We start from the raw sequence: 23,832 nt of genomic DNA, 5'->3' as shown, positions 1-23,832 counted from the left end.
ATGGCTGATAGGCTGCCACGGCTGCATCCGGAGAACAACAGATCGAAATCGGTTGGAGGACGGGAAAGCTCATGAAGATTCAGAAACTGGTCGCGACCACGTTGTTGACTATCGCCGCCATCGGCATCACCGCGGCGACCGCCTACGGTAGGGTCGAGGTATCCGGCCCGACGATCGTCGGCACCGATCGCGGCGTCGGTTACACCGCGACTGTCGCGCAGGACCGGAGCAGCGCGACGGTGACACTCGCCTCCGGTGTGTTCGTTCTGACGTCGCGGGAAGCCGTGACGGTCCAAGCGCCGGACGGCAGACTCGTCGCCACGGTGCCGACGACCCTGCGTACGCTGACGGGCCAGGAGCTTCGAGTGGACCCGCAAATCGACGCCACCGCGACTACCTTGACGTTGACACCGGTCGTGGCCGCGGTACCTGGTGGGCCACAGTTCATCGCAAATGCGGGCACCATCGTGGGGGGCGCGGTGATCGGCTGTGTGATCGGTGCGCTGGTCGGTCTCGTTCTCTCCTTCATCGGGTTCGTATCCGGCTGCCTGATCGGCGGGCTCATCGGCGGCATCGCGGGTGCGAATCGATAGTCAGGTACCGCGCGAGACCGCAGCGGGAGGATCGGCCGCGCTCGATGTGCTCGTATAGTGCGGCCGAAACCGATGACGCGTCGAATCATGCTTGCCGCCGCTGTTGTTCGTACCCGCTCGGATACCGTGGCGATGTGGTCAGCGCGTCCGCGACAGACATGGCTCGACCGTGAAGTCGAGGCCGGAGGCATTCAATGTCATCGGCAGCGGCGCATGTGGGCAGAGAGACGGTGCGGATCGCAGCCGGAAGTCCGCGGAAGTCAGCAGATGCGCGAGTAGTGTGCTCACGACGAAGAGGACCAAGTTGCGGCCGGGGCAGTCGGCCTGTCCTGCACCGAACGGCACGAGCTGCGGGTATTGTTCCGCGCGGCCGTCGAGCCAGATGTCCGGGGTGAACTCGTCGGCAAACGGTAGCAGGTCTCCATCGCGGTGGAATGCCGAAAGAGGGATCATCAGCGCGGCGCCCGCCGCGATGGTGAAGCGTTCTTCGTCGTCTCGCCATGATGTATCGGCAGTGATGTCACGCAGCAGCATCGGTGTGGTCGGCCACAACCGCACCGACTCGAGCACGCAGGCGCGCAGGTAGCTACGCCGCGCGATGCGCTGAAGGTCGCAGGCGTCTTCGAGCGCGCGGTCGTGGTGTCGTGGATGGGTGCTCAGCACCGCCACCGTACGATTGAGCGCGCTGCCTGCGGCGTCGAAGGCGAACAGCCAGTGCAGGATCTGCCCGACCGGGTCGGCGACACCCCCTGAGGGAACCGCTGCCAGTGTCCCGGCGAGGCTGTCCGTTGGGGCGGACTCCGCGTGACGATAGAGGCGATTGGTGAACTGGTCCCGTTGTCTGCGATGGGCTGGGGCGAGAAACGACCAGTTTCCTGCCGAGCGTAGCCGTGCGAGTTCGCCGGTGAGCACTGTATCGTCGCGTCCCCGTTCGCCGAGCACGATCCGACGCACCAGCTGCCACCAATGTGCGGTGAGTTGTCGCGCGTCCATGTGCTCATGACGCAGTGCCGAGTCGATCATCCCGCGTGCCTCGTCTGCGATGGCAGCCGCGAACGGTGCGGCGAGGTGATGAAGTGGTTCACCGGAATCCAGCGCGGCCTCGTTCAGCGCTCGGCGCTGTGTCCGGATCGGCCCGTCGGACGACAGGACGCCATGCGGCTGGAACCGGCGCATCGCGGCGCGCTTCTCCCGATTGGAGGGATGGAAGGGCGTCGGTGCGCCGTTCAGTACCCTGCCGATATCGGCCGGATCGAGGATTACTACGATCCGGCGACCAGGAACCACGAGTTCTACTGGGCCCGAGCCGAATTCGCGACGTAGCTGACGCACTCGCTCGATGCCTCTGGATTCGGCTCTGGTGCGTTCCAATAGCCCCGATACCGGTCGTCGCCGGGCGATCACTCCGGAGGCGACCGAGGCGAAACCGAGATCCGCCAGTGCCGTTACCGCGGGCACGCCCACCAGCCGGTGTTCGCGGTTGTGTGCCATACGGTCTCCTTCCGGTGCGTTCGGGTCGGCACAGTGCCGCCGAGCGATCGGTTACCCGGCCAGGTGTGACTGAAACCACAACAGGCGCATGTCGCGTTGTCGAGGTCCGGTTCGGCGACTACCTCTCGTCGGTTGTCGACGTGTCTGCCACGGTGGGTGAATACTATGAGCAAGCGGTCCGGCGCGGTCACCTCGATCGGTCCGCGCGCAGCTACTGGCATCGGTGGCTGCCGAAAGGACACTCACCGACAGAGCCGAGGAATCCGAACTCCGACATATTCATCACGGTGGTCGGACAGCCGTCCGCGGAAAGCGAGTATTTCATCGGCCGCTTCACCCTGTCCATGTCCCATGGGCAGGCACAGTGCGCCGAGCGCATTATCGCGGCGCAGTGCTATCCCATCGGGAGTCCGTCTCGTCCGGCCGACCACCAGCGGGGACATACGAGCGGGGTGCGGGAGTCCAGGAGAATCGCATCGGATATCGTGGGAAACCCAATCCGTCCGGCGGTGCGCCGCGAAATCAAGGCATGCGGGTTTGCGCGGAACAGGTGAGTAGGCGCCATGGCGCGAGTCCATGTGATCGCGATCCGGAGCCCGGTGTGTCTTCGGTCCATCCGTGGATTTCGATGGATGGGCGTGGGCGGACCGGGGTGGTTGTCGCGCGCGGCCCGCGCCAGGGCACTGTGCCCGGAGGTGGCTGATCATGACCGAGCCCGAACAGTCTCGAGCGGATCTGCTCGCGCTGGCGTACCCCTATGCGATGGACGCGGTTTCCGAGATCGAGCGTCGTTACATCGAAAACCGGGTGGCGAAGGCGGATTCTGCCACTGCGACCGAATTCGCCGCTGCGGTACGCGCGAGTAGAGAGACGCTGGCAGCGCTGAGCGAGGTCGATGCGGTGCCTCCGCCGTCTGCGCTGGAGTCGAAAATCCTCCGGGCGACCCGCGGCTCGGGCGAACATCGTCGTTTCGCTCGGCTGTCGTGGCCGACCCGGCTGGCTGCTGTGATCATTGTCGGTGTCGGGGTGCTCGCTGTGCTGTTCGCCGAACGGATCACCGAATACCGCACCGAGCCGGTCACGGCCGAACAGATACTCGTGCAATCGGATTCGCGGTCCAGGGTGCTCGAACTGCCGGTCGGCGGCACGGTGACGGTCAGCACTTCGGGGCGACTCGGAGTGGTCGCGGTGACCTTCGACGCAGTGCCCGCGCCGCCATCAGGACAGGCCTACCAGCTCTGGATGGTGTCCGCCTCGGGGGGCGTGCGTTCGGCGGGGGTGTTGACGACGGTACCTCGGGCAGGAGTATCGGCTCGGTTCGATCCAGCGGATGTCTTCAGCGTGACGATCGAACCCGCGAGCGGCTCATCGCGCCCGACGTCACCGAGTCTCGCCATGCTCGCACTCGGTTGACCTGGCCGGCAGCTTCGGATTCGGCACAGCATCCCCTCGTATGATCTGAGCAGGAACGGGTCATACTCGGTCGCACCCTTCGAGGGTCGCGCGCGCTACCTCGGCGACGACATCACCCACCTCGCCATGCGCCCGGAGGGCTGCTACCTGTCTGCGCGCACCGTTGCCGCGGATGAGCAGGCGGGCGAACGCCTCGTCGACGAATGGGCGATCACCCGATGCTTCGAGGGCGGGAGCGGCATGATCGATCAGCCGGTACAGCAGTGTGCGGATGGGCGCCACTTCGCCGTCGTGCGGGTCGACACCGTCGCCGATCAGTCCCGAACGCGCCGCTTTCCAGTATGCGGCCCGGAGTACCTCGACGGGTATCGCGGGCGCGGCGCGTCCGTCGGCCAAAGACTTTCGCGCCATGCCGACGATCGCACGCACCAATGCCGCCAGCAGTGCGGTTTCTTCGACCGTTGCCGGGATGTCGCTGACCCGCACCTCGATAGTTGGGAACGAGAGTGATGGGCGGACATCCCAGTAGACCATCTGTTTGTCCAGGATGCTGCCGCTGTTGAGCATCATGGCGACCATGGCTTCGTACTCGCGCGCCGACTCGAAGTACGGTGGCGGTCCGGCGCTGGGCCACCGCCGCCACAGGATGCTGCGCCAACTGGCGAATCCGGTCTCGGTGCCCTGGTAGATCGCCGAGTTGGCCGTCATGGCGAGCAGTTGCGGCAGCCACGGCCGCAGATAGTTGCTCACCTGGATCGCGGTCTCGCAATCGGGGATGCCGATATGCACATGACACCCCGAAAGCCCCTGCTCGTGAGCGAGTAAACCGAAATTCTCCGCGATGCGTCGATAGCGAGGAGTGTCGGTGACCGGGAACTCGTGCGGTACCGTCGGCGGGATACCTACCGCGAGCAGGCGTCCGCCATTGTGTTCGGCGCAGGAGGCGATGTCGCGGCGTAGCTCGCGTAGCTGTCGGTGCAGGGCGCCGATATCGGTGTGGATCGCCGTGCTGGCCTCCACTTGACAGCGAGTCAGCTCGAGCTGCAGATCGATGCCGATGTTCTCGGCGGTGCGCGCCACTTCGACGTTACGTGCCAAAGGCGCACCGGTACGCGGATCTGCCAGCAGAAATTCCTCTTCCACTCCGACGGTCGCGCGGCCATCGTCCATGAGGTGAGGATACCCATACCTCTGTTGGGCGGTAGGCGGAATGCGTCTGGGGTTGCCAGGTGATCGCCGGTCGGCGAACAGCCATATCAGGTGCCGGGGGTTTGAACGGTGGCGTAGCGGAAACTGCCGACCGCGGGGGCCATACTGAGAGGAGGCATTGTATGTTCCGGATCGCTCTACGCTGCACTTCGGCAGTCGGCCTCAGCGCGATACTCGCCGTGGGCGGGGTAGGGGTCGCCGCCGCGGGACCGATATTGTCGGCGGATACTCAGCAAGAGGGTTCCATCGCGGTGAGCGGCCAACCGGACTCGGAGAACTGGACCTGTGCGTTGTTGGGCCCGGCCGAGTCCGCTGGTCCACGGATGGATCTTGCGCGGACTGGGGAAAGCCGGGGCGGATTCGCGGCGGGCAGCACCGTTTCCGCGCTGTGCGCCGGGCCGCAATGGCCGATGGTGACTACGATCACCGGCGTCACCTCACCCGATGAGTTCGAGGGCGACGAGGGTGCCGGCGACAACAGCGCTGGTGACAACAGCGCTGGTGACAACAATGCCGGTGACAATAGCGCTGGTGACAACGGTACCGGTGACTGATGATCTCTCGGTCTCTCCGCGGCACGCTCGTTGACGACCGCGCCGCGGAGAGACTGCTCTCTTCCTATTCGGCGTCGATACGCAATAAAGCCTCGACGGCATCCGGCGTCCATCGGCGATCGGCGCCGGGACGAGTAGCGAGGTAGCCTGCGGTAGCAGGGATGGACCACCTGTGTGCTGTGCGCAGCCCCGCCGCCAGGTGCCGCAGATAGGAGGCAGCAGGTGGATTGCCCGGCAGATCGCGATAGCGCCAGGGTGCGGTGAAGGTCAGCACTGGATATCCGTCGAGCGTGCCCGCGCGGATCAGGGTCTCGTACCGGCCGGGACCGAGAATCATCGGACAGTTGTCGGTTACTCCGGTGAGGTCCAGCGAGGTGTCGGGAGCGCGGTACATTTCCTGGGCCGCGATATCGGAGAACTGAGCAGTGGTGAGCAGATGGGCGTGCACGGCGATCTCGCCGGGGCATCCTGGATCGTAGAAGGCGCGGCCACCGGACCAAATGCGTGATTCGGTGGCGAAGTACAGCACTCCGGGCAGCGACAGGGGCGCGGAGCGGATCGGGTCGGTAGTGTCACGACAGCCGGGGACGGCGAGAGCTCCGCCTTCGGGCCTGCCGCCGCGCAGATAGGTGCGCAGCCTGGTCAGGCTCATGTTCGAGCCATAGGCGGCGTACCAGACCAGGTCCGGGCATCGCTGCGGGTCGCCTCGATTCCGGTCCGGGTTCGTTGGGGAAAGCGCCGTGCCCGCGGCCGGATCGATGCGCCGTACCGTCATTTCGCCCCATTCTCGGTTTTTCGCCGTGCTCGCGCCCGGTAGTGACCCGACACCGGCGGCCGCGGCTCAGGCCGATTCGGCCAGTCCCGCCGCGTGCCAGATGTCCGCGAGGTCGTCGAGCGGAAGCCCCAGTACCCGACTGAGCGCCACTACGGTGCCGAAGGCGGGGGAGGGCAGGCGGCCGGTCTCGATCTTGCGCAGCGTCTCTGGCGAGATTCCCGCTGCTTGTGCGACTTCGGTGAGATCACGGCCTGCGCGGGCGGTGCGTAGAGCGGCACCGAGGCGGCGGCCCGCCTCGATCTGCGCCGGAGTCAAGGGGAGGCGAACCATGCGCTCACGGTACGGAGGGTATTCGGATACGGCAAGCGACCCTTTTGGTATTAAAATACCCGTGACTTGTCTGGTATTTAAATACCGTTACGTAGGAGGATTGATGGTCGAGTTGAAGAGCCCCGCGGAGATCGCGCGGATGCGCGTGGCGGGGCGCTTCGTCGCCGAGGTGCTCACCGAGCTCTGTGCACGAGCGAGGGTCGGGGTGAACCTGCTCGAGCTGGAGGCTCATGTCCGGGAGCGCATCCGCGAGCGTGGTGCGCAGTCCTGCTACTGGGATTACACTCCCTCGTTCGGGCGCGGACCGTTCCGCAATACCGTGTGTCTGTCGGTGAACGACGCGGTTCTGCATGGGCTTCCGTTCGACTACTCGCTGCGGGATGGCGATGTGCTGAGCATGGACCTCGCGGTCGGCATCGACGGCTGGGTCGCCGACTCGGCCCGCACCGTCGTGGTCGGCGTCGCCGCCGCCGAGGATGTGCGGCTGGTCCAGGCCACTGAGCAGGCGCTCGCCGCTGCGGTGGTAGTCGCGATGCCGGGTAACCGCATCGGCGATATCTCCGCCGCTATCGCCTCCGTCGCACGGGAGCACGGCTACCCGGTGAACGCGGAATTCGGTGGTCACGGGCTCGGCCGCACTATGCACGAGGAGCCGTACGTGCCCAATGAGGGCCGGCCTGGGCGCGGCTATCGATTGCGGCCGGGGCTCACCATCGCCATCGAGCCCTGGTTCGCGCGCACGACCGACCGTATCGTCACCGACCCCGACGGCTGGACCATCCGCTCGGCGGATGGATCGCGTACGGCGCACTCCGAGCACACGATCGCGATTACACCGGAGGGGCCGGAGGTACTGACCGTCGCGGCGTGACCGCACCGTGCGGGCCTGCCCCGCCGGGCGGCTGTGTTTCGGACAGCCAGGTAGTGAGGTCGTCGGAGGCGCGCAGTTCACCGGCGATGACAGCCTGTTCCGCATCGGACAACGTCAGCGCGCGTATCTCGGCGCGGAACTGTTCGGCGCGGTCAGGGTTTTCGGTGGCGACGGCCAGCTCGGTGAGCGCCGCCAGTCCACGCGCCAGGTCCAGCCGGGACGCCTCGGCGCGGAACCTTCGGAGGCCGACCTCGAGAACCCGGAAGGCTGCCTTGTCGTCGTTTTTGAAATCGCGCAGAATTCGGGCATTGTCCAGTGCCTTGGCCAGCCCGTTCAGTTCCTTCGATCCGTCGTACTCCAGTTCCATGGGCTCATCGCGCTGGATGTAGATCACCTGGTTGCCTGCCGGGTCGACCACAGTGAAGCGAGACTGTCCCGGCCGATAGCGGGTGATCCGCGGCAGTCCTTTCGCGGGCACCTTGCCGTAGCGAGCGCGCAGTGCCGTGGTGAACGCTCGATGCCTGCGCGCGATGTCGTCGACCATCACCAGGCAGCCGGTCCGTTCGTCGGATACGGCGATGTTCTTGGGTGTCGGTGTGAAATGCAGTGCGCACCCATGGTTTTCCACGATGCCGTAGACATAGGGGCGGGCCTGCTCGTAGGTCACCGCGTAGCCGAGCGTCTTGTAGAAATCCAGTGTGACGGCCAGGTCGCCGGTCCACAGCTGCGGTACCGCCGTGTCGATCACAGGAATCCCCCTTGTTCACCTCTATTAGTCAAATTTGACTAATAGAACATAGGGTGACACCCGCCAGGAAGTCAAACTTGACTACCATGGCGGCTTTCGATCGGAAGGAGTACGCCATGTCGGCCGTGCGCTTGTTGGTGCTGGGTGTATTGCGCTTACGTCAGCCTGCCCACGGCTATGCGGTGCGCAGGGAACTGCTGTCGTGGCGCGCCGAGACCTGGACAAATATCAAGCCAGGGTCGATCTACCACGCGCTCAGGCAGCTCACGCAGGAGGGGAAGTTGAGCGTGTCCGATACCCAAAAAAGCGTCCGGGGGCCGGGACGCACGCTCTTCGAACTCACCGCGGCGGGCGAGGCCGAATTCCGCAGGCTCATGGATGCCGCGCTGCTCAGCGTCGATATGGAAGAACTCGGCGCGGGGATCGCCTTTATGGACGCGCTGCCAAGGTCACATGTCATCGAGAAGTTGCGCGAACAGCGCCGTCGCAGCGAGGCCGCGCATGACAGTCTGCTCGCGATGATCCCGAACTTTCCGGGGCGATACGAAGCACCGCATGCGACCGATCTCTTGGAGTTGTGGAGCGGTGTCTTCGGGAATCTGTCGAGATGGACCGAAGGGGTGCTGGCGCGGCTGGAGGCCGGGGAGTACCGGATGCTGGAATGAAGGCGGATTGTTCGCCGGCTCGTGCTCCCTCGATCAGGAGCATCGGCGACTGAAACATCGGCCACTGACAATCCGGACCACGTTCGTCTGCACGCCGCCCGCAGGCCGGAACGGCGGCGTGCTGCGTGCATCGGCAAGATGCCGAGATACTCTGCCCACATGACGAATTCGCTGCAAGCCCTGGCCGCGGCCGACTATGTGCTGCTCACCACCTTCCGTAAGGACGGTACTCCGGTCGCCGCCCCGGTGTGGGTGGTGACCGAGCACGGAAAACTGTACGTATGGACGGAGACCGACAGCTGGAAGGTCAAACGGTTGCGCCGTAACCCCGCGGTCACCCTGCAGCCGTGCAGTGCGACCGGCAAGCCGCGCGGCGACGTGGTGGAAGGGACCGGCCGGATCCTGGACGCCGCCGGCACCGATCGGGTGCGCGCACTGCTGCGGCGCAAGTACTGGCTGGCCGGGCCGCTGGTCATCTTCGGTAGCACCTTGCGTCGCGGTAAGTCGGGCACCATCGGCATCGAGCTCACGCTGTCGGCCTGATTCGCCGCCGAGCGGTGCGCGGTGCGGCGAGCGTCGTGGAGTCAGGTCGCCTGGCTGACCGAAGACATGTGGAAGTCGGGGATCCGCAAGGGGGGCATCGCGGTTCGGGTGAACCAGTCCTTCCATTCCCGTGGCAGGGTGATCTCGGTGGCACCCGCTTCGGTGGTTCGTCGAAGCAGATCCAGCGGGCTCTCGTTGAACCGGAAGTTGTTCACCGCGGCGGTGACCTCCCCTTCCTCCACGAGGTACACCCCGTCGCGGGTGAGGCCGGTGAGCAGCAGCGTCGCCGGATCGACCTCACGGATGTACCACAGGGTGGTCAGCAGCAGGCCGCGTTCGGTGCTGGCGATCATCTCATCGATGGTGGCGCCGGATCCTCCGGTCAGCAGAAGGTTCTCCCCTGGAACCACGACAGGGGCGGCGAACTCGGCGGCGGTGGCACGCGGGTAGAACAGCGCGGAGATAACCCCGTCGCGTACCAAGTCGACCCGCTCCGCGGGCAATCCGTTGTCGAACACCGACATCGACTCCGACGACGCGGTCGTGGCGACGAACGGACGGTATTCCAGTCCGGGCGCGTAGGGGTCCGAATACAGCGTGAGCGGAAGGTCGCTCAGGCGTTCGCCGACGCGGGTCCCACCAGCCCGTGCGAACGCGGTGTACCCCTCTTGCGCGCCGCGCCCCTCCATCGACCAGGCGAGACAGATCATCAGGTCGGCGACCGCGGAGGGCGGCAACAGGGTATGGTAGCGGCCCGCGGGCAGCTCGATCGTGTGTTCGGCCCAATCCAGCCGCCGTGACAGTTCAGCGAGCAGTACGGGCACATCGACGTCGGTGAAGTCGGCGGTTCCTACCCCGGTCCAGGCACTGGCGGGATTCTTGCCGGTACCACGCTTTCCATTGATTTCCACCGAACCCGTGGGTTCGACGAAGCGCCTGCGTACCCCGGTCGAGGTGCCCAGCCAGGTGGTATGTACCTGATGGTGCGCGAAACCGTAGAGGCGATCGGCGCTTTCGAAGCCCGAGGCCAAGCCGTCGGCGAGATCGGTGAATACCTCGATGCCGGTCTCGCCCGCCTGTTCGGCCCATTCGGTGTCGACAGCGCCGTCCTCGAGCAGAGGTATGGCGTCTTTCGCGGGTTCGGCGGTACGCGCGGCCTGTTCGCTCGCCCGCACCACTGCTTCGATATCAGCGGGGTCCGCGCTGGTCGAGCTGATCGAGCCGACTCGAGCGCGCGCAGGCCCCTCGCGGAACACCGAGATCACCGTCCAGCTCCGCGACACCGACGACCCATTGGTGGTCATCGAATTGCCTGCCCAGCGCAGTGCTGCCGCGTGCTGGTCGCGCACGATGATCATCGCCTCATCGGCCTTCGACAGCGCGAGCGCCCGCTCCACAATGCTGCTCGCGGGAAACAGCTCGCCGGTCACTGGCCTGCCTCTGTCCGGGTATTGAGCACGTTGATACTACGCACCAGGATCGATGGGCAGCCGTGGCTGACCGCCGCGATCTGGCCCGGCTGTGCTTTACCGCAGTTGAACGCGCCGCCGAGCTGCCACGTCGACGGTCCGCCGACTGCCTCCATCGCCCCCCAGAAGTCGGTCGTGGTGGCCTGGTAGGCGACATCGCGAACTTGGCCGTCCAGTTTGCCGTTCCTGATGCGGAAGAACCGCTGACCAGTGAATTGGAAGTTGTAGCGTTGCATGTCGATCGACCAGGATTTGTCGCCGAGAATGTAGAGTCCGTCGTCTACCCGGGAGATCAGTTCGGCGGTGCTGGTATCCCGATCCGGGTCGGGTTGTAGTGAGACATTGGCCATGCGTTGGATGGGCACGTGGTGCGCCGAGTCCGCGTACGAGCAACCGTTGGAGCGCGCCAGGCCCAGCCGTGGCGCGAATGCTCGGTCCAATTGGTAGCCGACCAGGATGCCGTCCCGGACCAGATCCCATCGCTGCCCGGCGACCCCGTCGTCGTCGTAACCGATGCTGGCCAAGCCGTGTGCCTGGGTGCGGTCGCCGGTCACGTGCATGATCGGGGTTCCGTAACGTAATGTGCCCAACGTGTCCGGAGTGGCGAACGAGGTACCCGCGTAGGCTGACTCGTAGCCGATGGCCCGGTCGTATTCGGTGGCGTGACCGATGGATTCGTGGATGGTCAGCCACAGATTGGTCGGATCGATCACCAGGTCGGTCGGCTCGGCCCGCACACTGGGTGCTCGCACTTTCTCGGCCAGCCACCCCGGGATCCGGGCGAGCTCATGGTCCCAGTCCCAGATTTCGTCGGCGCCGGTGACGTATTCCCAGCCACGTCCAGCCGGTGCGGCCAGGGTGCGCATCGTCTCGAATACCCCCGCCGCTGTGTCGACCGTGATCGCTTCGAGGCTCGGATGCAGCCGGACTCGCTGCTGGGTGATCGAGGACCCCGCAGTGTCGGCGTAGAAGGTCTGCTCTTTGACCTGCAGCACGCTCGCGGTGACATGATCGACCCCATCGGCTCGCAGCAAGCGCTCCGAGTAGTCTTGCAGCAGTGCGATTTTTGTGCTGGTCGGCACGGCGAACGGGTCGATATCGTAGTCCGAGATCCAACGCAGGCCCGAGTAACGCGGTTCGGCGGCCAGCTCGACGCGTTCGCGATTGAGCGCACGCAATGAGGTGGCGATGGTGACAGCGGTGCGGGCCACCTCGGCGGCGGTGTCCGGGGTGAGCGCGATATGCGATGCGAAACCCCATGTGCCATCGACGATCACGCGCACGGCGAAACCGATTTCGGTACTGTCGGCGACGGCCTCGACCCGACCGTCGCGCAACCGGATCGACTGGGTGACCAGCCTATGGACCCGGATATCGGCGTGCTCGACGCCTGCCGCCGTGGCTGCGGTGAGCGCGGCATCGGCGAGCGCGGCCAGCGGCAGAGCCAGGAACTCGGCGTCCACATCTTCGGAAGTCGCGTTGCTCACCTGTCCTAACTTAGAGGACATCCTACGTGGGTGTAGTTTTTTGTGCGGCATGATGTGACACGTAGTCGGCAGGCTTCTCGGAGTGCGTGTCGTCATCTGCCCGCCTCGTTCGGAGTGAGTGCGCCGACCGCGCATCGAAGGTTCATAGTGTGGGCCGATGTCGGAATGTTCGATGCACTGCATCGGGAAATAACTCGACCGGCTCGGCGCTGCTGGCGAAGTGGACTGGAGCGCGGCGATTCTGGGCGCTGCGCGCGTGCGGACGAAAGGGGGATCATTGGTCGCGGTCGGCGTGCCGAGCCGCGTGTCGACAAGGGCTACGACTTCGATGTCCACCGCCGCCGGCTGCGTGCCCGTGGGATCGTGTCTCGCATTGCCCGGCGTGGAATCGAGGACCCCGCCAGGTTGGGTCGGCATAGCTGGAAGATCGGAAGATCGATCGTATGGTTGACCGGATATCTGCGGTTGACGATCCGCTACGAACACTACGGCCGTCTCTTCGCCGTATTTCTACAACTCGCAGCCGCCCTCGCCTGCTACCAAAACTCCCCACATAAGTTACCCTCTTGTTCACCGGGCGCGGTTGGTAAATTCAGCGGTTGGTAAATTCACTGGCCAGTGGGTAGACGTGGGGCCCGATTATAACTGTCTGCGCCGTAGCGCGCAAACACCTTGTCCCGTTTGGCGGGATCTACATTGGCGCGGGTGATGTCGCCGTCGTAGTGCGCGAGCACCCGCTTGTCCATGATGCGAAACCATAGGGGTGGTATCTGGGCGAGTAGCACCATGGTGGAGTAGCCGCTCGGCAAGATCGGCGCATCATCCCTGCTCTTCAGGACCTGATAGCGCCGGGTCGGATAGACGTGATGGTCACTGTGCCGTGGCAGATAGTAGAGGAGGATACTGCTGAGGATGCGGTCGCTATTCCAACTGTGCTGCTGGCCGGGCCGCTCATAACGCCCGCTCGGCGTACGCTGCCGCGCCAGGCCGTAATGCGACAGATAGTCGAACGCCAGCAGCAACGTAATACCGAATAAGGTTTGCAGCACCAGATAGGGCAGTAAATCGAGACCGAATATCGCGACCAACGCCGTATATAGCACTGCCGATATCAGCCACGCACTGACTATCTCGTTGTGCAGGCCCCATGAGCGCACGCCGAGCCGACGCAGACGAACCTTCTCCAGCTGCCAGGCAAACTTCAGGCCGCCGAAAAGGGCGCGTACCCAGAAGGCCCAGAATGTCTGGCCTACGCGAGCACTGACCGGATCCTCCGGCGTCGCGACCCACACATGATGACCGCGGTTGTGCTCGATATAGAAATGCCCGTACCACGTTTGCGCCAGTGCGATACGCGCGAGCCAGCGTTCCATGTTCACCTTTTTGTGTCCGAGTTCGTGCGCGGCATTGATACCGGCACCACCGACCACGCCGATCGAGAGCGCCAAACCGATCTTGTCCACTAGGTGTAGTCCGCCCTCGATACCGAGCCAACTCAGATTATCGGCGGTGAGCAGATAGGCTGCCATGATCAGAGTCGCATATTGGAACAGCGGAAATAGGTAGGTGAGGTAGCGGTAGTACTTGTCGTTCTCCAGATACTCCATCGCCTCATCGGGTGGGTTTCTGTGGTCCAGACCGAAGAGGGGTTCAACCAGCGGGTTCAGCACATAGATCACGATGGGTCCGAGCCAGAACGCTATCGGTGCGATGGCGTGCCACCCGAGTTTGTTGAATAGCCAGAACAGCGGGATGCTTATCGTGAATACTCCGGTCGGCACGAATAGCCCACCCAGCCACAGATAACGCTTGGGATCACGCCAAGCAGACCCGTCAACCGGCTGCGCGGATCGCTTCCCCATCCGCGGCTCCGTATCATCTGCCTGGTCGAATAGCATTATCAGCTCCCATCCGATAACATTGCCGACTCCTATTCACGAAGCCTGAAATAGGTGGTTTGCGTTACTCCCGAACGAACTTTAACCCGATATCCGCGATCCGTCTAGACAGGTCATCTATTTTTAAATACAAATTAGACGATCTACAAGCTTAGACGATCTACAAGCGCGGGAATGCGCGGACGAACTGCAGGAGATCTGCGAGACGTGGGTGCTGGCACGCGATACCGGACTCCAAGATCGCTTCGCGCAATGCGGCAGCGGCGACCGAGTCGTCATGCGCCGCACAGTGCCCTGCCGAGCTGATCGACCGATTTCCCAGCATCGTGAAGATCGCGGCGATTCGCGACAACTACAGCATCCACCGAGCCGACGCTGTCATCGCGCCCGGATGAGCGGCCCTATCCGCACTCGCGGTATGCAGCGCACGACAACCCGGTCGAACGAATCCGGGCGGGCCTGGAGGGCTACCCCAGGGCTGTGGCCTTCTCGTTAGGCTGGTTGTGATCTGCGGTTTTCCGGTGTGAGGAGATGCATGCCGCAGGTTGGGTCGAATGCGGTATCGCGGCAGGCTTCGGCGATGTTGGTGGCCCCGTCGAGCCGGCGAAGGTTAAGCGCCGCGTTCTTGATGGTCGCTATTGAGGTTCTTGATGGTCGCTATTGAGTTCGAATGGTGCGGAACAGGTCGCGTAGACGACCTCGCGGGAACGGTCACCGGTGTTCACGACCGGGGTGTGCCGCCAGGGCAGAGCGGTCAGGCGTGTCACCTGCCAGCCAGAACCCATGTGTTGCCGAAGTGCCAGTCCGTTGTGTCAGGCGTAGGGTTTTACCGTCGATCGTGACAGTGATCAGCGGCCTGTCGGTAATGGTTATGGCCGTGGCGGTGAAGTATTCGCCGAGGCGGTGATCGAAGTCGGTGGGGTCGATCAGCGCGAACACGCGACGGGAGGTTTTGTCGCTGGGCCGGTATTTCTTCCGCAGTCCTAGGTCGGCGAGTAGTTCCGGTGGCGCGGTCTGTGCCTAGGTGGCGTAGTCGGTGAAGCCGCGTATACCGGCGGCGGTGGCCAGGATCGCCATGGCTAGTAGCAGCGCCATCGGGTAGCGCAGTCCGCAGGGGTCGCGAGTACTTCCAGCAAACCGGGATCGGATGTGGTCGTGGTGTCTGTCGACGCGGTCAGATCGTGGCGTTCGAGGGCGGTGTGTCGGTGGATATCGTCATCGCAGATCAGCGAGGATAGATGGAAAAAGGGAACAAAACAAAATTTACCGACAATGCCCTGCGGGGTCATGTTTAATGATCTCCGTCGGAATAGGTGTTGCAGGAACTCGGTATCGCGGCCGCGAAACGCTATCGCACGAGCCACCTTTCGTCAGGTCTTCTAGCCGGGATGTCAGAAGTGGTCTATGTAGTCGTGGTGGACCTCGTGCGCATCGCGAGCACTTACTGCGCGCCTGGGGTATTCAAGAATTGAACAAAGATAGAAGGATCGGACAATGAAGCGTGACATCAGGGTTGCTGTCGGCGTGGTATCTGCGATATCCACCGTTTTCCTGGCGGCAATTCCCGCGAACGCGGGCTCTCCTCAGATCACCAGCCTCGAAGGTCTGCTCAAGGATCAAATTTACAACACTGGTATGGATACCAGTAAAGTGACGTTCACCCATACTTCCGTGGCGCTTGCGGGAAGCCCCAAGATCACTCTGGGTAAGAAGTGGTTCGCGGGTACGGCGACCTTGCGGAACACCAGTAACCAGCCGCAGACCATGACCAGCCAGAGCTTCTCCAAGACCATAGCCAACACGGTGACGACATCGGTCACGCGCGGATTCTCGCTCTGGATCAAGTTGTCAGCTTCGATGGATCTCAGTAAGGCGCTGAAGGTGGGCGCCGAGCTGAATACGACTTGGAGCTTCAGCCAGACGCACAGCACCTCGACATCCAAGTCTGCGACCTACACGGCTCCCGGACAGTCGGTTACGGTTCCTCCCCACTCCACCGCCACGGTCATGGTCACCTTGCAGCAGTCGATGGCCAGCGGAAACGTCGACTTGAACACCGATATCGGCGGCTCCGTCAAACTGAGGAGTGCCGCAAAGATAGATCCCGTGAACTTCTTCCCTCCCTTCCCGATCTATAGCTCGATCAAGACGGTGCAAGATCACAAGCAGACCTATGACAGGAGGGTGGCTCCTCCGCTGCAAAAAGGATTCTCGCTGGACAATACCAAGAAGGTGCTGAACTTCAAGGGCACTGGATCTTACAGTGCCACCTACGGGACGACCTTCATGGTCAAGATTTCGATCAAACCGGACACTCCCAACGGTTTCAACGCACCCGCACCGAAGACCTTGACACGAACCTTCAAAGCACTCTGAACTATATGCACGTACCTGTCTCAGGTGCTCGATCCGCATGAGGGCCTCGACAGTCGGCAGGGTATTACGGCGGTTCTTTCGGTGGCACGGTGGATGTGTGAGTTGGTGCTGCACATTCCTGCTATCGGAAGAACCGCCCTCTCTTCGGGGCGGGCTTTGATCGCAGGATGAGCGGTTCGAGCCCGCCCCGCAACTCATCTGGCACCAGTCGACGCGAAAGCTCATCCTTCACAAAGGATTGTCATCACCGGCTACCGCCCAGAAACCACGTAAGCCACGCTCCTGGCCGGTGCCGTGTCGTGTGCGGTAATGCATCGCGGGTGGCGGTCCGGCGCACTACCTCGCACGTCGAGTCGGTGAGCTGATCAGCGGAACTGTTGCCACCCAAGCCGGATCACCATCCCGATCACCACCACGAGCAGCACGATGCGCACGAACTCGGCGCCTTTGCGTAGTACCATCCGCGAACCTGCCACCGCGCCGAGTACATTGGCCACCGCCATCGCAGCACCGAGAGCCCAGAGAATGTGGCCAGTCGCGCCGAAGAAGATCAGTGCGCCGATGTTCGAGCCGCAGTTGATCACCTTGGCCATGGCCGCGGCTCGGACGAATTCGGTGCCGAGCAGGGTCGCGAAGGTGATGATCAGGAACGTTCCGGTGCCGGGTCCGAGCAGGCCGTCATAGCATCCCATCAATCCCGCCGCCAACGCCACTGTGCGAACGGTTTTGCGTCGGGTGGGCGGGTGGGTGGCCAGCGTCATACCGATCGAGGGGCGCAGCGTGACAAACACAGCGACACCGACCAGCACCACCATCACGATAGGGATGAACAGCGCGCGGTCGATCAGGGAGACTGCAGCGGCGCCGAGTGCGGCCACCCCCGCCGCGAGTACCGCCGCAGGGAGTAGCATCCGCCAGTGCATCGGCACCTTGCGCGCGAAGGTCGCTACCGCGGCGCTGGTCCCGGCGACTGCCGCGAGTTTATTGGTGCCCAACGCTGTCGGTGGCGCGATACCGGGTGCTATCACGAACAGTGTCGGCAGGATGATCAGCCCGCCGCCGCCGACGACCGCATCCACCCATCCCGCCGCCGTTGCCGCTGTCAACAGAACCGACCAATCACCGATGTCCATCGCGCCAGACAATCAGATCGCTCCGCAGGTGCTGTTCGTGGCCATCGGTGCGTGCCCGCCGTTGTCCGGATCCGCGCGCAGACCACCTGACCGTCCGCGATCTCCTCACCCGTACCGGAGGCCTGATCGCGCGTCGCACGCCCCTAGGCTTGACCGGTGCGCCGGTTCAGTTTATGGCTCCGAGGCAAACCCGTCGTCGCCGATTCGGCGCTGGCGGTCCTGCTGCTTGTGCTGGAGGTCATCGGGGTCGCCGACGCCGAGAGTAAATTCGCTTATCTGGCTATCGGCGTACTGTTCCCGCTTCCGGTCGCCCTGCGCCGGGTGTATCCGCGGGCCGTGGCGGTGGTCACTTTGGTGCTGTCGTTGACTGCATCGCTGGTGGGATGGCTGGTGGAGGACGATGCCGATCACATCACGCTGTTGTCGCAGGGGATCGTGCTCTACACGTTGGTCGCCTACATCGGGCGGCGCGAGGGGTTGTGGTACGGGCTCGGCCTGGTGGCCACAGTTGCACTATCGATCGCGGCGATCGGCAGGCCCGTCGAAGCCGAGCTCCTCTTCACGGTCATGTTCTACGCGCTGTGTTGGACGCTCGCGGAATTCATCGGCGCGCGACATGCTTACGACGCCGAGGTCGCCGCGCGTCTGGCTGTTGCGGACTATGACAAGGAGCGGCGCGCGCACGACGCCGTTTCAGCCGAGCGCACCCGCATCGCGCGGGAACTGCACGATGTGGTGGCGCACGCGGTGAGCGTCATCATCGTGCAGGCCGATGGTGCGAAGTACGTGTTGCGCCGCGACCCTGAGGTAGCAGAGCAGGCGCTGAGCACCATCGCGAGCACCGGCCGCGAGGCATTGCGTGAGCTGCGCAGAACCGTGGCGTTGTTACGCACCGAGCACGCGCCGGACCAAGTTCCTCAGCACGGCACCGCGGGACTGGCCAAGATGGTGGAGATGATGCGTGGTACCGGCCTCGCCGTGGAGCTAGAGCTGGCGGGCGAACTCGACGATATCGCGCCCGAGGTCAGCCTCGGTGTGCATCGCATCGTGCAGGAATCGCTGACCAACACCCTGCGGCACGCGGGTCCGCACCCGAAAGCGTGGGTGCGGGTGCGCCGCACCGACACGGAAGTGTTGATCCATGTCGCCGACACGGGTATATCGTCATCACACGAATCAGCTGCTCGCATCAAAGGCAGCGGGCTCGGGTTGGTTGGGATGCGCGAGCGAGTCGTCGTGCTCGGCGGCAGCCTCGACGCCGGGCGCGATACCGATGGATCCTGGCGGGTACGTGCGAGTATTCCGCTGCGGACCGATCCGATGGAGTGAACCCGGTCCAGGACGGACGGGATAAGCCGCGCTGCCGGACCGCTCGCGGGCGCGCACAGGCACCGTACGCTGTCACGTTAGATTAGGGTCGTGCCGATCACCGTTCTCGTTGTCGATGACCAGGAACTCATGCGGGTGGGGCTGAAAATGGTACTCGGCGCGCACCCCGGTATCGAAGTGATCGGTGAGGCGGCCAACGGCGCGGCCGCTGTCGCGCGGGCAGCTGAACTGCGACCCGACATCGTACTGATGGATGTGCGAATGCCCGTCGTCGACGGGGTCACCGCCACTGCTCGCATCGTGGGCGCCGAGTACGGCAGCCGGGTACTGGTGATGACGACTTTCGATCTGGATGAGCACGCGCTCGGCGCATTGCGGGCCGGGGCGAGCGGATTCCTCCTGAAAGACACCCCACCGGAAGACCTGGTCTCGGCCATCCGCAGCGTCGCAGCCGGTGACGCCGTAGTGTCGCCGAAGGTCACCAAGCGCCTGCTCGATCGTCTTATCGCCGAAGATCCAGCGCGGACCCACGACCCGGAGGTGCTCGACGTGCTCACCGCTCGTGAGCGCGAGGTGCTCGAGCACATCGCGTCGGGGCGTTCGAACGCCGAGATCGCCGAGCAGCTGTACTTGTCCGAGGCCACTGTCAAGACGCATGTGGGCCGGGTGCTCACCAAACTCGGTTTGCGCGACCGGGTACAGGCGGTCGTATTGGCCTATGAGACCGGGCTGGTACGCCCGGGCGGCTGACCAGGGCGCATCTCACCGCCTATCAGGCGGCCACCATATCGGGTATATCGGGAGAAAAGCGTGGGCGCCGGGCGTTGATCCAGTAGAGCGTCCGAGAGGAAGGACACAGGATCGCTATGGTCGCGTTGTTGTTCGTGCTGTACATCGTCGTCGAAGTCGCCGCGCTGGCCGCGGTCGGCCAGTTGATCGGTGTCATGCCGACCATCATGGTTCTACTCGCCGGGTCGGCCACAGGCATACTGCTGGTCGGTGCGCAAAGGCGGCGCGTATTCGAACAGTTCCGGCGAGCCGGTCGCGGAGAGATCACACCCGGCACCGCCGTCGCCGATGGCGCCTTGGTCGCGGTAGGCGCAGTGCTGATGTTCGTGCCCGGACTGGTCACCTCTCTGGCAGGTCTGCTGCTTTTGTTGCCGCCGACACGGTTTCTGCTGCGCCCCCTGGTCACGGCATTCGCCGCGCGACGCTTCGACCGGTTCGCCGTCGGAACCCGTCACCGTGGCGTCGTCATCGATGGCGACGAAGTGATCGATGGCACCGTGGTGCGCCAGTGGTATGACGACGGGCAGGGCGAAGCCCACCGCGCGGTCACTCGGTAGTGAACGAGGAGCCCGCGGCCCGGCGCCTCGGGCAACTCCCCTCGACGGTGCCCGAGTGGAATACACGGAGGCGGTACCGGTGGTGAGTGGCTGACCGACATCGCCGAATCGGGCATACGGCAGACTGGTTCCCCGTGAGTACTCAGTTGCTGACCGGTGGCCGTTTCTACAGTGTGAGTGCGCCCGATGCCACGAGCATGGCGGTGACCGACGGGACGGTGGTCTGGCTGGGCGCCGAGCAACCAGGGCGCGCGCTGCATCCGGATGCCGAGATCGTCGACCTCGGCGGCGCTTTCGTCGCGCCCGCTTTCGTCGACGCGCACGTGCACGTCACGGCTCTAGGGCTGAAGCTGACCGGCCTCGATCTGTCGGCCGCCGAATCGCTCGGGCACTGTCTGCGATTGCTGAGCGAATTCGCCGCTGCGCACCCCGACGGCACGGTGCTCGGTAACGGCTGGGACGAGACGACCTGGCCGGAAGGGCGGCCACCCACGTTAGAGGAGATCGATGCGGCGGTGACCGTTGGTCGCCATGTCTACCTCTCCCGCGTGGACGGCCACTCCGCTGTGACGTCTTCGGCGCTTCTGGCCGCTCTCCCAGGACTGACTTCGACCGACGGGTTCACCCGAGGTGCGCCGGTGCGCGCCGCGGCCCACCATATGGTGCGTGCCGCGGCCCTGGCGAGCCTGTCCAGGGCACAAAGGGATCGGGCGCGCGCCGCAGCGCTGAAGCACGCGGCCGCGTGCGGCATTGTCGCAGTACACGAATGTGCGGGCCCGGAGATTTCGGGGCGTGCCGATATTCGTGAACTGCTCGAATTCGACCATGGGGTACAGGTCAGGGCATATTGGGGCGAAGCGGTGCGTAGTGCCGAGCAGGCGCGCGCCCTGGTCGAAGAACTCGGCGTGCATGCGCTCGGCGGCGATTTGTTCGTCGATGGTTCGCTCGGCTCGCGCACCGCGTGGCTGCGTACGCCCTATGCGGATGCGCCGGGGTGCGGCCGGAGTTATCTCGACGTCGATGCGATCGCCGATCATATCCGTGCCTGCACCATGGCAGGCATCCAGGCCGGGTTCCACGTGATCGGCGACGCGGCCATGGACGCGGTCGTCGCGGGTGTCGAACGTGTGAGCGTGGAACTGGGTGGTCCGGCTGTCGCCGCGCTCGGGCACCGGGTCGAACATGCCGAGCTGATCGATGCCGAGCACATCGCGAAACTTGCGCGTTGCGGCGTGATCGCCAGCGTACAACCGGGATTCGATGCCGCATGGGGTGGATCGGACAGTATGTACGCCGCGCGGCTCGGTGCGGATAGGGCCGCGCGGCTGAACCCGTTCGCCCCCATGGCCGCCGCGGGCGTCGCCCTGGCGTTCGGCTCCGATGCGCCGGTCACCGCGCTCGATCCATGGGCGGCGGTGCGGGCCGCGACCACCCATCAGACGAAGGGACACGGCTTGTCGCCACGTGCGGCCTTCGCCGCTGCGACCCGAGGTGCCTGGCGGGCCGGCGGGATCAGGGATGGCGTGGCGGGCACTCTCGTACCCGGTGCCCCTGCCTCCTACGCGATCTGGGATGCCGAGGAACTCGTCGTCGCGGCGACCGCCGATTCGGTCCAGCGCTGGTCTACCGACCCACGTTCGCGCGTTCCCGGATTACCTGCGCTGAAACCTGATTCACCGTTGCCGACCTGCCTGCGCACCGTACACAGGGGAGTGCCGATCTATGTGGCATGACCATAGCGGCATGGAGTCGATGGCGGAACTCGTCGGCCGTGCTGAGCGGCCTTCCAGCGCATCCGGATACGAAGGTGTGGTGACGGCCGAGCGTGCAGGAACGCCGCGACATCGTTCGGCCGGGTGGCGGACGTGGGGCGAATGATGGTGCGCGCGCGGTCAATGGAATGGTGGCGCTCTGTGGTGACCGTGGTGCGCCGATATCCCGTGCTTGCGCGCACGGTGGTGGCGATCATCGCTGGACTGCTGCTGTTCGGAAGTTTTCCGCCACGCCCTTGGTGGTTCCTCGCTCCGCTGGGCATCATGGTGCTCACCATGGTTGTCCGTGGTACCGGGCGGCTACGCGCGGGTTTCGGATACGGGTTCGTGGCCGGTCTGGCGTTCTTTGTCCCCTTGTTGCCTTGGACAGGTATCTATGTCGGCCCGCTGCCGTGGCTGGCGTTGTCCACTGCGTGCGCGCTGTACCTCGGCGCTTTCGGGCTGCTCGCCCGGCTCGTCGGCGCGCTGCCCGGCTGGCCGCTGTGGGTGGCATTGGCCTGGACGACCGCCGAGTGGGGTAGATCCAGTTTTCCTTTCAACGGATTCCCTTGGGGACGTTTGGCATTCGGTCAAGCGGATGGTTGGTTCCTGCCGTTGGCCATGGTCGGTGGCGCACCGATGGTCGGATTCGCGGTGGCGCTCACCGGAACTTGCGCCGCGGCGCTGCTGACCCGGTGGCGGTCAGTTCGTGCCCGTGTGCCCGGGCGCGGATATATCGCCGCGGCGCTCACCGTGGTGGCTATGCCGCTCGCCGGACTGCTGCTGCGGTCCGCGTTGCCCGGTCCGCAAGACGGTGATCGGACTGTTACTGTCGCCGCGATCCAGGGCAGTGTGCCTCGGCTCGGACTCGACTTCAACGCGCAGCGGCGCGCCGTACTGGACAACCACGTACGTCGTACCGAGGAATTGGCCGCTGACATCGAGGCGGGCCGCGTGCCGCGACCGGATGTGGTGATCTGGCCGGAGAACTCCTCGGATATCGATCCATTGCGCAACGCCGATGCCGCTGCGCTGATCACCGAGGCGTCCGAGCGGGTCGGTGCACCGATCCTGGTCGGTGCGGTGCTGATCAATTCAAATCGGACCACAACCAATTCGGTGATGGTGTGGAACGGTGCGGCAGGTCCGGGGGATCGGCACGACAAGAAGATCATCCAGCCCTTCGGGGAGTATCTGCCGATGCGTGGGTTTTTCCGGCTGTTCTCCGCATACGCCGATCGGGCTGGGCACTTCGTGCCGGGAGATGGCGACGGCGTGGTCCGTGCGGCAGGTATTCGTATCGGTGTGGCCACCTGCTATGAGGTAGCTTTCGATCGGTCGTTCGAAGACGCGCTGCGCGCGGGTGCCCAGTTGCTGGCCGTGCCGACGAACAACGCGACTTTCGGTGACAGCGAGATGACCTATCAGCAGTTGGCTATGTCGCGTGTGCGCGCTGTCGAGCACGGCCGGGCACTGGTCGTCGCGGCGACCTCCGGGGTCAGCGCCATCATCACCGCCGATGGCAAGGTGCGGCAGGAAACAGAATTGTTCGTGCCCGCTGCCTTGGTCGCGAAGCTTCCGATACGCGCCGACACCACTTTCGCAACACGAATGGGACCTGCGCCAGAGCGATTGTCGGTTATCATCACCGCTGCCGTCGCGCTCATCGCGGGTTTTCGACGGAGATCCGTGCATAACGGTATCTCGGACAGTTATTCCGCCGACCGGCTGACCGTTCAATAGGACCAGCGCTAATCCAACATTTGGTTTGTTCTTTCCCCCGTCGGCCCGAAACAAATGGTGCGGCAGGGGTTTGCGCGTCATTCTCCTGACAACTGAACCGATTTGCGG

At 64.4% G+C, this 23,832-nt stretch carries 24 protein-coding genes and 1 pseudogene; 13 read left to right on the top strand and 12 right to left on the bottom strand.

All coding sequences use genetic code 11. The annotated features are described in order from the left end of the window. Nucleotides 1-71: 71 nt before the first annotated feature. Nucleotides 72-593, top strand: a complete 522-nt coding sequence (locus tag ACX4ZE_RS04800; RefSeq protein WP_480272069.1) for a DUF8020 domain-containing protein — start codon at nt 72-74, stop codon at nt 591-593. Between the two features lie 138 nt (nt 594-731). Here ACX4ZE_RS04800 and ACX4ZE_RS04795 read toward each other — a convergent pair whose 3' ends face one another. Beyond that, complete coding sequence (locus tag ACX4ZE_RS04795) at nt 732-2,084, bottom strand: cytochrome P450 (protein ID WP_480272068.1); 1,353 nt, start codon at nt 2,082-2,084, stop codon at nt 732-734. A gap of 705 nt (nt 2,085-2,789) precedes the next feature. Here ACX4ZE_RS04795 and ACX4ZE_RS04790 point away from each other — a divergent pair. Then, nucleotides 2,790-3,497, top strand: coding sequence for an anti-sigma factor (locus ACX4ZE_RS04790; protein WP_480272067.1), 708 nt, complete (start codon nt 2,790-2,792; stop codon nt 3,495-3,497). A 60-nt stretch (nt 3,498-3,557) separates the two neighbouring features. On the opposite strand, the gene ACX4ZE_RS04785 is transcribed toward ACX4ZE_RS04790, so the two are convergent. Further along, nucleotides 3,558-4,667 (bottom strand): glutamate--cysteine ligase 2, encoded by a 1,110-nt coding sequence (locus ACX4ZE_RS04785; RefSeq protein ID WP_480272066.1) that lies wholly within the window; start codon nt 4,665-4,667, stop codon nt 3,558-3,560. Nucleotides 4,668-4,828: 161 nt separating this feature from the next. Here ACX4ZE_RS04785 and ACX4ZE_RS04780 point away from each other — a divergent pair, with 161 nt between their 5' ends. Beyond that, nucleotides 4,829-5,260 carry a hypothetical protein gene (locus tag ACX4ZE_RS04780; RefSeq protein ID WP_480272065.1) on the top strand — a complete coding sequence of 144 codons (432 nt, stop codon included), beginning with the start codon at nt 4,829-4,831 and terminating at the stop codon, nt 5,258-5,260. 64 nt (nt 5,261-5,324) lie between these two features. Here the strand turns inward: ACX4ZE_RS04780 and ACX4ZE_RS04775 are convergent, their stop codons facing one another. Next, the gene (locus ACX4ZE_RS04775) at nt 5,325-6,035 is read right to left on the bottom strand and encodes a histone deacetylase (protein ID WP_480272064.1); all 711 of its coding nucleotides are present in this window, start codon (nt 6,033-6,035) and stop codon (nt 5,325-5,327) included. A 66-nt stretch (nt 6,036-6,101) separates the two neighbouring features. Next, nucleotides 6,102-6,365, bottom strand: coding sequence for a helix-turn-helix transcriptional regulator (locus ACX4ZE_RS04770; protein WP_480272063.1), 264 nt, complete (start codon nt 6,363-6,365; stop codon nt 6,102-6,104). Between the two features lie 103 nt (nt 6,366-6,468). On the opposite strand from ACX4ZE_RS04770, the gene map reads away from it, so the two are divergent. After that, a complete protein-coding gene (gene map, locus ACX4ZE_RS04765; protein WP_480272062.1) occupies nt 6,469-7,236 on the top strand; it encodes a type I methionyl aminopeptidase in 768 nt (255 codons plus the stop codon). Here the strand turns inward: map and ACX4ZE_RS04760 are convergent. Next, nucleotides 7,196-7,984 carry a VOC family protein gene (locus tag ACX4ZE_RS04760; RefSeq protein WP_480272061.1) on the bottom strand — a complete coding sequence of 263 codons (789 nt, stop codon included), beginning with the start codon at nt 7,982-7,984 and terminating at the stop codon, nt 7,196-7,198. The two genes, map and ACX4ZE_RS04760, sit on opposite strands and share 41 nt — an antisense overlap. 116 nt (nt 7,985-8,100) lie before the next feature. On the opposite strand from ACX4ZE_RS04760, the gene ACX4ZE_RS04755 reads away from it, so the two are divergent. Together ACX4ZE_RS04755 and ACX4ZE_RS04750 are read left to right on the top strand one after the other, a co-directional pair. After that, nucleotides 8,101-8,649, top strand: a complete 549-nt coding sequence (locus ACX4ZE_RS04755; protein ID WP_480272060.1) for a PadR family transcriptional regulator — start codon at nt 8,101-8,103, stop codon at nt 8,647-8,649. Between the two features lie 21 nt (nt 8,650-8,670). Next, entirely contained in the window at nt 8,671-9,192 is a 522-nt protein-coding gene (locus tag ACX4ZE_RS04750) for a PPOX class F420-dependent oxidoreductase (protein WP_480272059.1), read from the top strand. Nucleotides 9,193-9,233: 41 nt separating this feature from the next. On the opposite strand, the gene ACX4ZE_RS04745 is transcribed toward ACX4ZE_RS04750, so the two are convergent. Both ACX4ZE_RS04745 and ACX4ZE_RS04740 read right to left on the bottom strand, forming a co-directional pair. After that, nucleotides 9,234-10,610, bottom strand: coding sequence for a metallopeptidase TldD-related protein (locus ACX4ZE_RS04745; RefSeq protein ID WP_480272244.1), 1,377 nt, complete (start codon nt 10,608-10,610; stop codon nt 9,234-9,236). An 8-nt stretch (nt 10,611-10,618) separates the two neighbouring features. Then, nucleotides 10,619-12,169: a TldD/PmbA family protein gene (locus ACX4ZE_RS04740; protein WP_480272058.1), complete on the bottom strand. Its 1,551-nt coding sequence runs from the start codon at nt 12,167-12,169 to the stop codon at nt 10,619-10,621. A gap of 54 nt (nt 12,170-12,223) precedes the next feature. On the opposite strand from ACX4ZE_RS04740, the pseudogene ACX4ZE_RS04735 reads away from it, so the two are divergent. After that, nucleotides 12,224-12,589: pseudogene (locus ACX4ZE_RS04735) on the top strand (IS5/IS1182 family transposase); the annotation flags it as partial. A gap of 167 nt (nt 12,590-12,756) precedes the next feature. Here ACX4ZE_RS04735 and ACX4ZE_RS04730 read toward each other — a convergent pair. The 4 genes from ACX4ZE_RS04730 to ACX4ZE_RS04715 form a co-directional block, all read right to left on the bottom strand. Further along, entirely contained in the window at nt 12,757-14,010 is a 1,254-nt protein-coding gene (locus ACX4ZE_RS04730) for an alkane 1-monooxygenase (RefSeq protein ID WP_480272057.1), read from the bottom strand. A gap of 196 nt (nt 14,011-14,206) precedes the next feature. Further along, a complete protein-coding gene (locus tag ACX4ZE_RS04725; RefSeq protein ID WP_480272056.1) occupies nt 14,207-14,398 on the bottom strand; it encodes a hypothetical protein in 192 nt (63 codons plus the stop codon). A gap of 359 nt (nt 14,399-14,757) precedes the next feature. Beyond that, nucleotides 14,758-14,985, bottom strand: coding sequence for a hypothetical protein (locus ACX4ZE_RS04720; RefSeq protein ID WP_480272055.1), 228 nt, complete (start codon nt 14,983-14,985; stop codon nt 14,758-14,760). A 140-nt stretch (nt 14,986-15,125) separates the two neighbouring features. Further along, entirely contained in the window at nt 15,126-15,335 is a 210-nt protein-coding gene (locus tag ACX4ZE_RS04715; RefSeq protein ID WP_480272054.1) for a hypothetical protein, read from the bottom strand. A gap of 205 nt (nt 15,336-15,540) precedes the next feature. Here ACX4ZE_RS04715 and ACX4ZE_RS04710 point away from each other — a divergent pair, with 205 nt between their 5' ends. Then, nucleotides 15,541-16,422 (top strand): ETX/MTX2 family pore-forming toxin, encoded by an 882-nt coding sequence (locus ACX4ZE_RS04710; RefSeq protein WP_480272053.1) that lies wholly within the window; start codon nt 15,541-15,543, stop codon nt 16,420-16,422. Nucleotides 16,423-16,787: 365 nt separating this feature from the next. On the opposite strand, the gene ACX4ZE_RS04705 is transcribed toward ACX4ZE_RS04710, so the two are convergent. Continuing rightward, nucleotides 16,788-17,555 (bottom strand): TSUP family transporter, encoded by a 768-nt coding sequence (locus ACX4ZE_RS04705; protein ID WP_480272052.1) that lies wholly within the window; start codon nt 17,553-17,555, stop codon nt 16,788-16,790. A 156-nt stretch (nt 17,556-17,711) separates the two neighbouring features. Between ACX4ZE_RS04705 and ACX4ZE_RS04700 the strand changes: the two genes are divergently transcribed. From ACX4ZE_RS04700 to lnt, 5 genes are all read left to right on the top strand, one after another. Continuing rightward, on the top strand, nt 17,712-18,884 hold the full coding sequence (locus ACX4ZE_RS04700) for a sensor histidine kinase (RefSeq protein WP_480272051.1): 1,173 nt from the start codon (nt 17,712-17,714) through the stop codon (nt 18,882-18,884). 90 nt (nt 18,885-18,974) lie between these two features. Continuing rightward, nucleotides 18,975-19,634, top strand: coding sequence for a response regulator (locus tag ACX4ZE_RS04695; RefSeq protein ID WP_480272050.1), 660 nt, complete (start codon nt 18,975-18,977; stop codon nt 19,632-19,634). Between the two features lie 116 nt (nt 19,635-19,750). Further along, entirely contained in the window at nt 19,751-20,230 is a 480-nt protein-coding gene (locus tag ACX4ZE_RS04690) for an FxsA family protein (protein ID WP_480272049.1), read from the top strand. Between the two features lie 134 nt (nt 20,231-20,364). After that, nucleotides 20,365-21,963, top strand: coding sequence for an amidohydrolase (locus ACX4ZE_RS04685; RefSeq protein ID WP_480272048.1), 1,599 nt, complete (start codon nt 20,365-20,367; stop codon nt 21,961-21,963). Nucleotides 21,964-22,125: 162 nt separating this feature from the next. Then, nucleotides 22,126-23,724: an apolipoprotein N-acyltransferase gene (gene lnt / locus ACX4ZE_RS04680; RefSeq protein WP_480272243.1), complete on the top strand. Its 1,599-nt coding sequence runs from the start codon at nt 22,126-22,128 to the stop codon at nt 23,722-23,724. Nucleotides 23,725-23,832: the final 108 nt, after the last annotated feature.

This window comes from Nocardia sp. TBRC8007, from assembly GCF_056629435.1.
The sequence above is the reverse complement of the archived record's forward strand: the minus strand, read 5'-3'. Positions and strand labels throughout refer to the sequence as shown.

Excerpts from the sequence above, each read along its gene's own strand:
- ACX4ZE_RS04800 (WP_480272069.1), top strand. The coding sequence starts at position 72 with ATGAAGATTCAGAAACTGGTCGCGACCACGTTGTTGACTATCGCCGCC.
- ACX4ZE_RS04795 (WP_480272068.1), bottom strand. The coding sequence starts at position 2,084 with ATGGCACACAACCGCGAACACCGGCTGGTGGGCGTGCCCGCGGTAACG.
- ACX4ZE_RS04790 (WP_480272067.1), top strand. The coding sequence starts at position 2,790 with ATGACCGAGCCCGAACAGTCTCGAGCGGATCTGCTCGCGCTGGCGTAC.
- ACX4ZE_RS04785 (WP_480272066.1), bottom strand. The coding sequence starts at position 4,667 with ATGGACGATGGCCGCGCGACCGTCGGAGTGGAAGAGGAATTTCTGCTG.
- ACX4ZE_RS04780 (WP_480272065.1), top strand. The coding sequence starts at position 4,829 with ATGTTCCGGATCGCTCTACGCTGCACTTCGGCAGTCGGCCTCAGCGCG.
- ACX4ZE_RS04775 (WP_480272064.1), bottom strand. The coding sequence starts at position 6,035 with ATGACGGTACGGCGCATCGATCCGGCCGCGGGCACGGCGCTTTCCCCA.
- ACX4ZE_RS04770 (WP_480272063.1), bottom strand. The coding sequence starts at position 6,365 with ATGGTTCGCCTCCCCTTGACTCCGGCGCAGATCGAGGCGGGCCGCCGC.
- map (WP_480272062.1), top strand. The coding sequence starts at position 6,469 with ATGGTCGAGTTGAAGAGCCCCGCGGAGATCGCGCGGATGCGCGTGGCG.
- ACX4ZE_RS04755 (WP_480272060.1), top strand. The coding sequence starts at position 8,101 with ATGTCGGCCGTGCGCTTGTTGGTGCTGGGTGTATTGCGCTTACGTCAG.
- ACX4ZE_RS04740 (WP_480272058.1), bottom strand. The coding sequence starts at position 12,169 with ATGTCCTCTAAGTTAGGACAGGTGAGCAACGCGACTTCCGAAGATGTG.
- ACX4ZE_RS04730 (WP_480272057.1), bottom strand. The coding sequence starts at position 14,010 with ATGGGGAAGCGATCCGCGCAGCCGGTTGACGGGTCTGCTTGGCGTGAT.
- ACX4ZE_RS04715 (WP_480272054.1), bottom strand. The coding sequence starts at position 15,335 with ATGACCCCGCAGGGCATTGTCGGTAAATTTTGTTTTGTTCCCTTTTTC.
- ACX4ZE_RS04710 (WP_480272053.1), top strand. The coding sequence starts at position 15,541 with ATGAAGCGTGACATCAGGGTTGCTGTCGGCGTGGTATCTGCGATATCC.
- ACX4ZE_RS04705 (WP_480272052.1), bottom strand. The coding sequence starts at position 17,555 with ATGGACATCGGTGATTGGTCGGTTCTGTTGACAGCGGCAACGGCGGCG.
- ACX4ZE_RS04690 (WP_480272049.1), top strand. The coding sequence starts at position 19,751 with ATGGTCGCGTTGTTGTTCGTGCTGTACATCGTCGTCGAAGTCGCCGCG.
- lnt (WP_480272243.1), top strand. The coding sequence starts at position 22,126 with ATGGAATGGTGGCGCTCTGTGGTGACCGTGGTGCGCCGATATCCCGTG.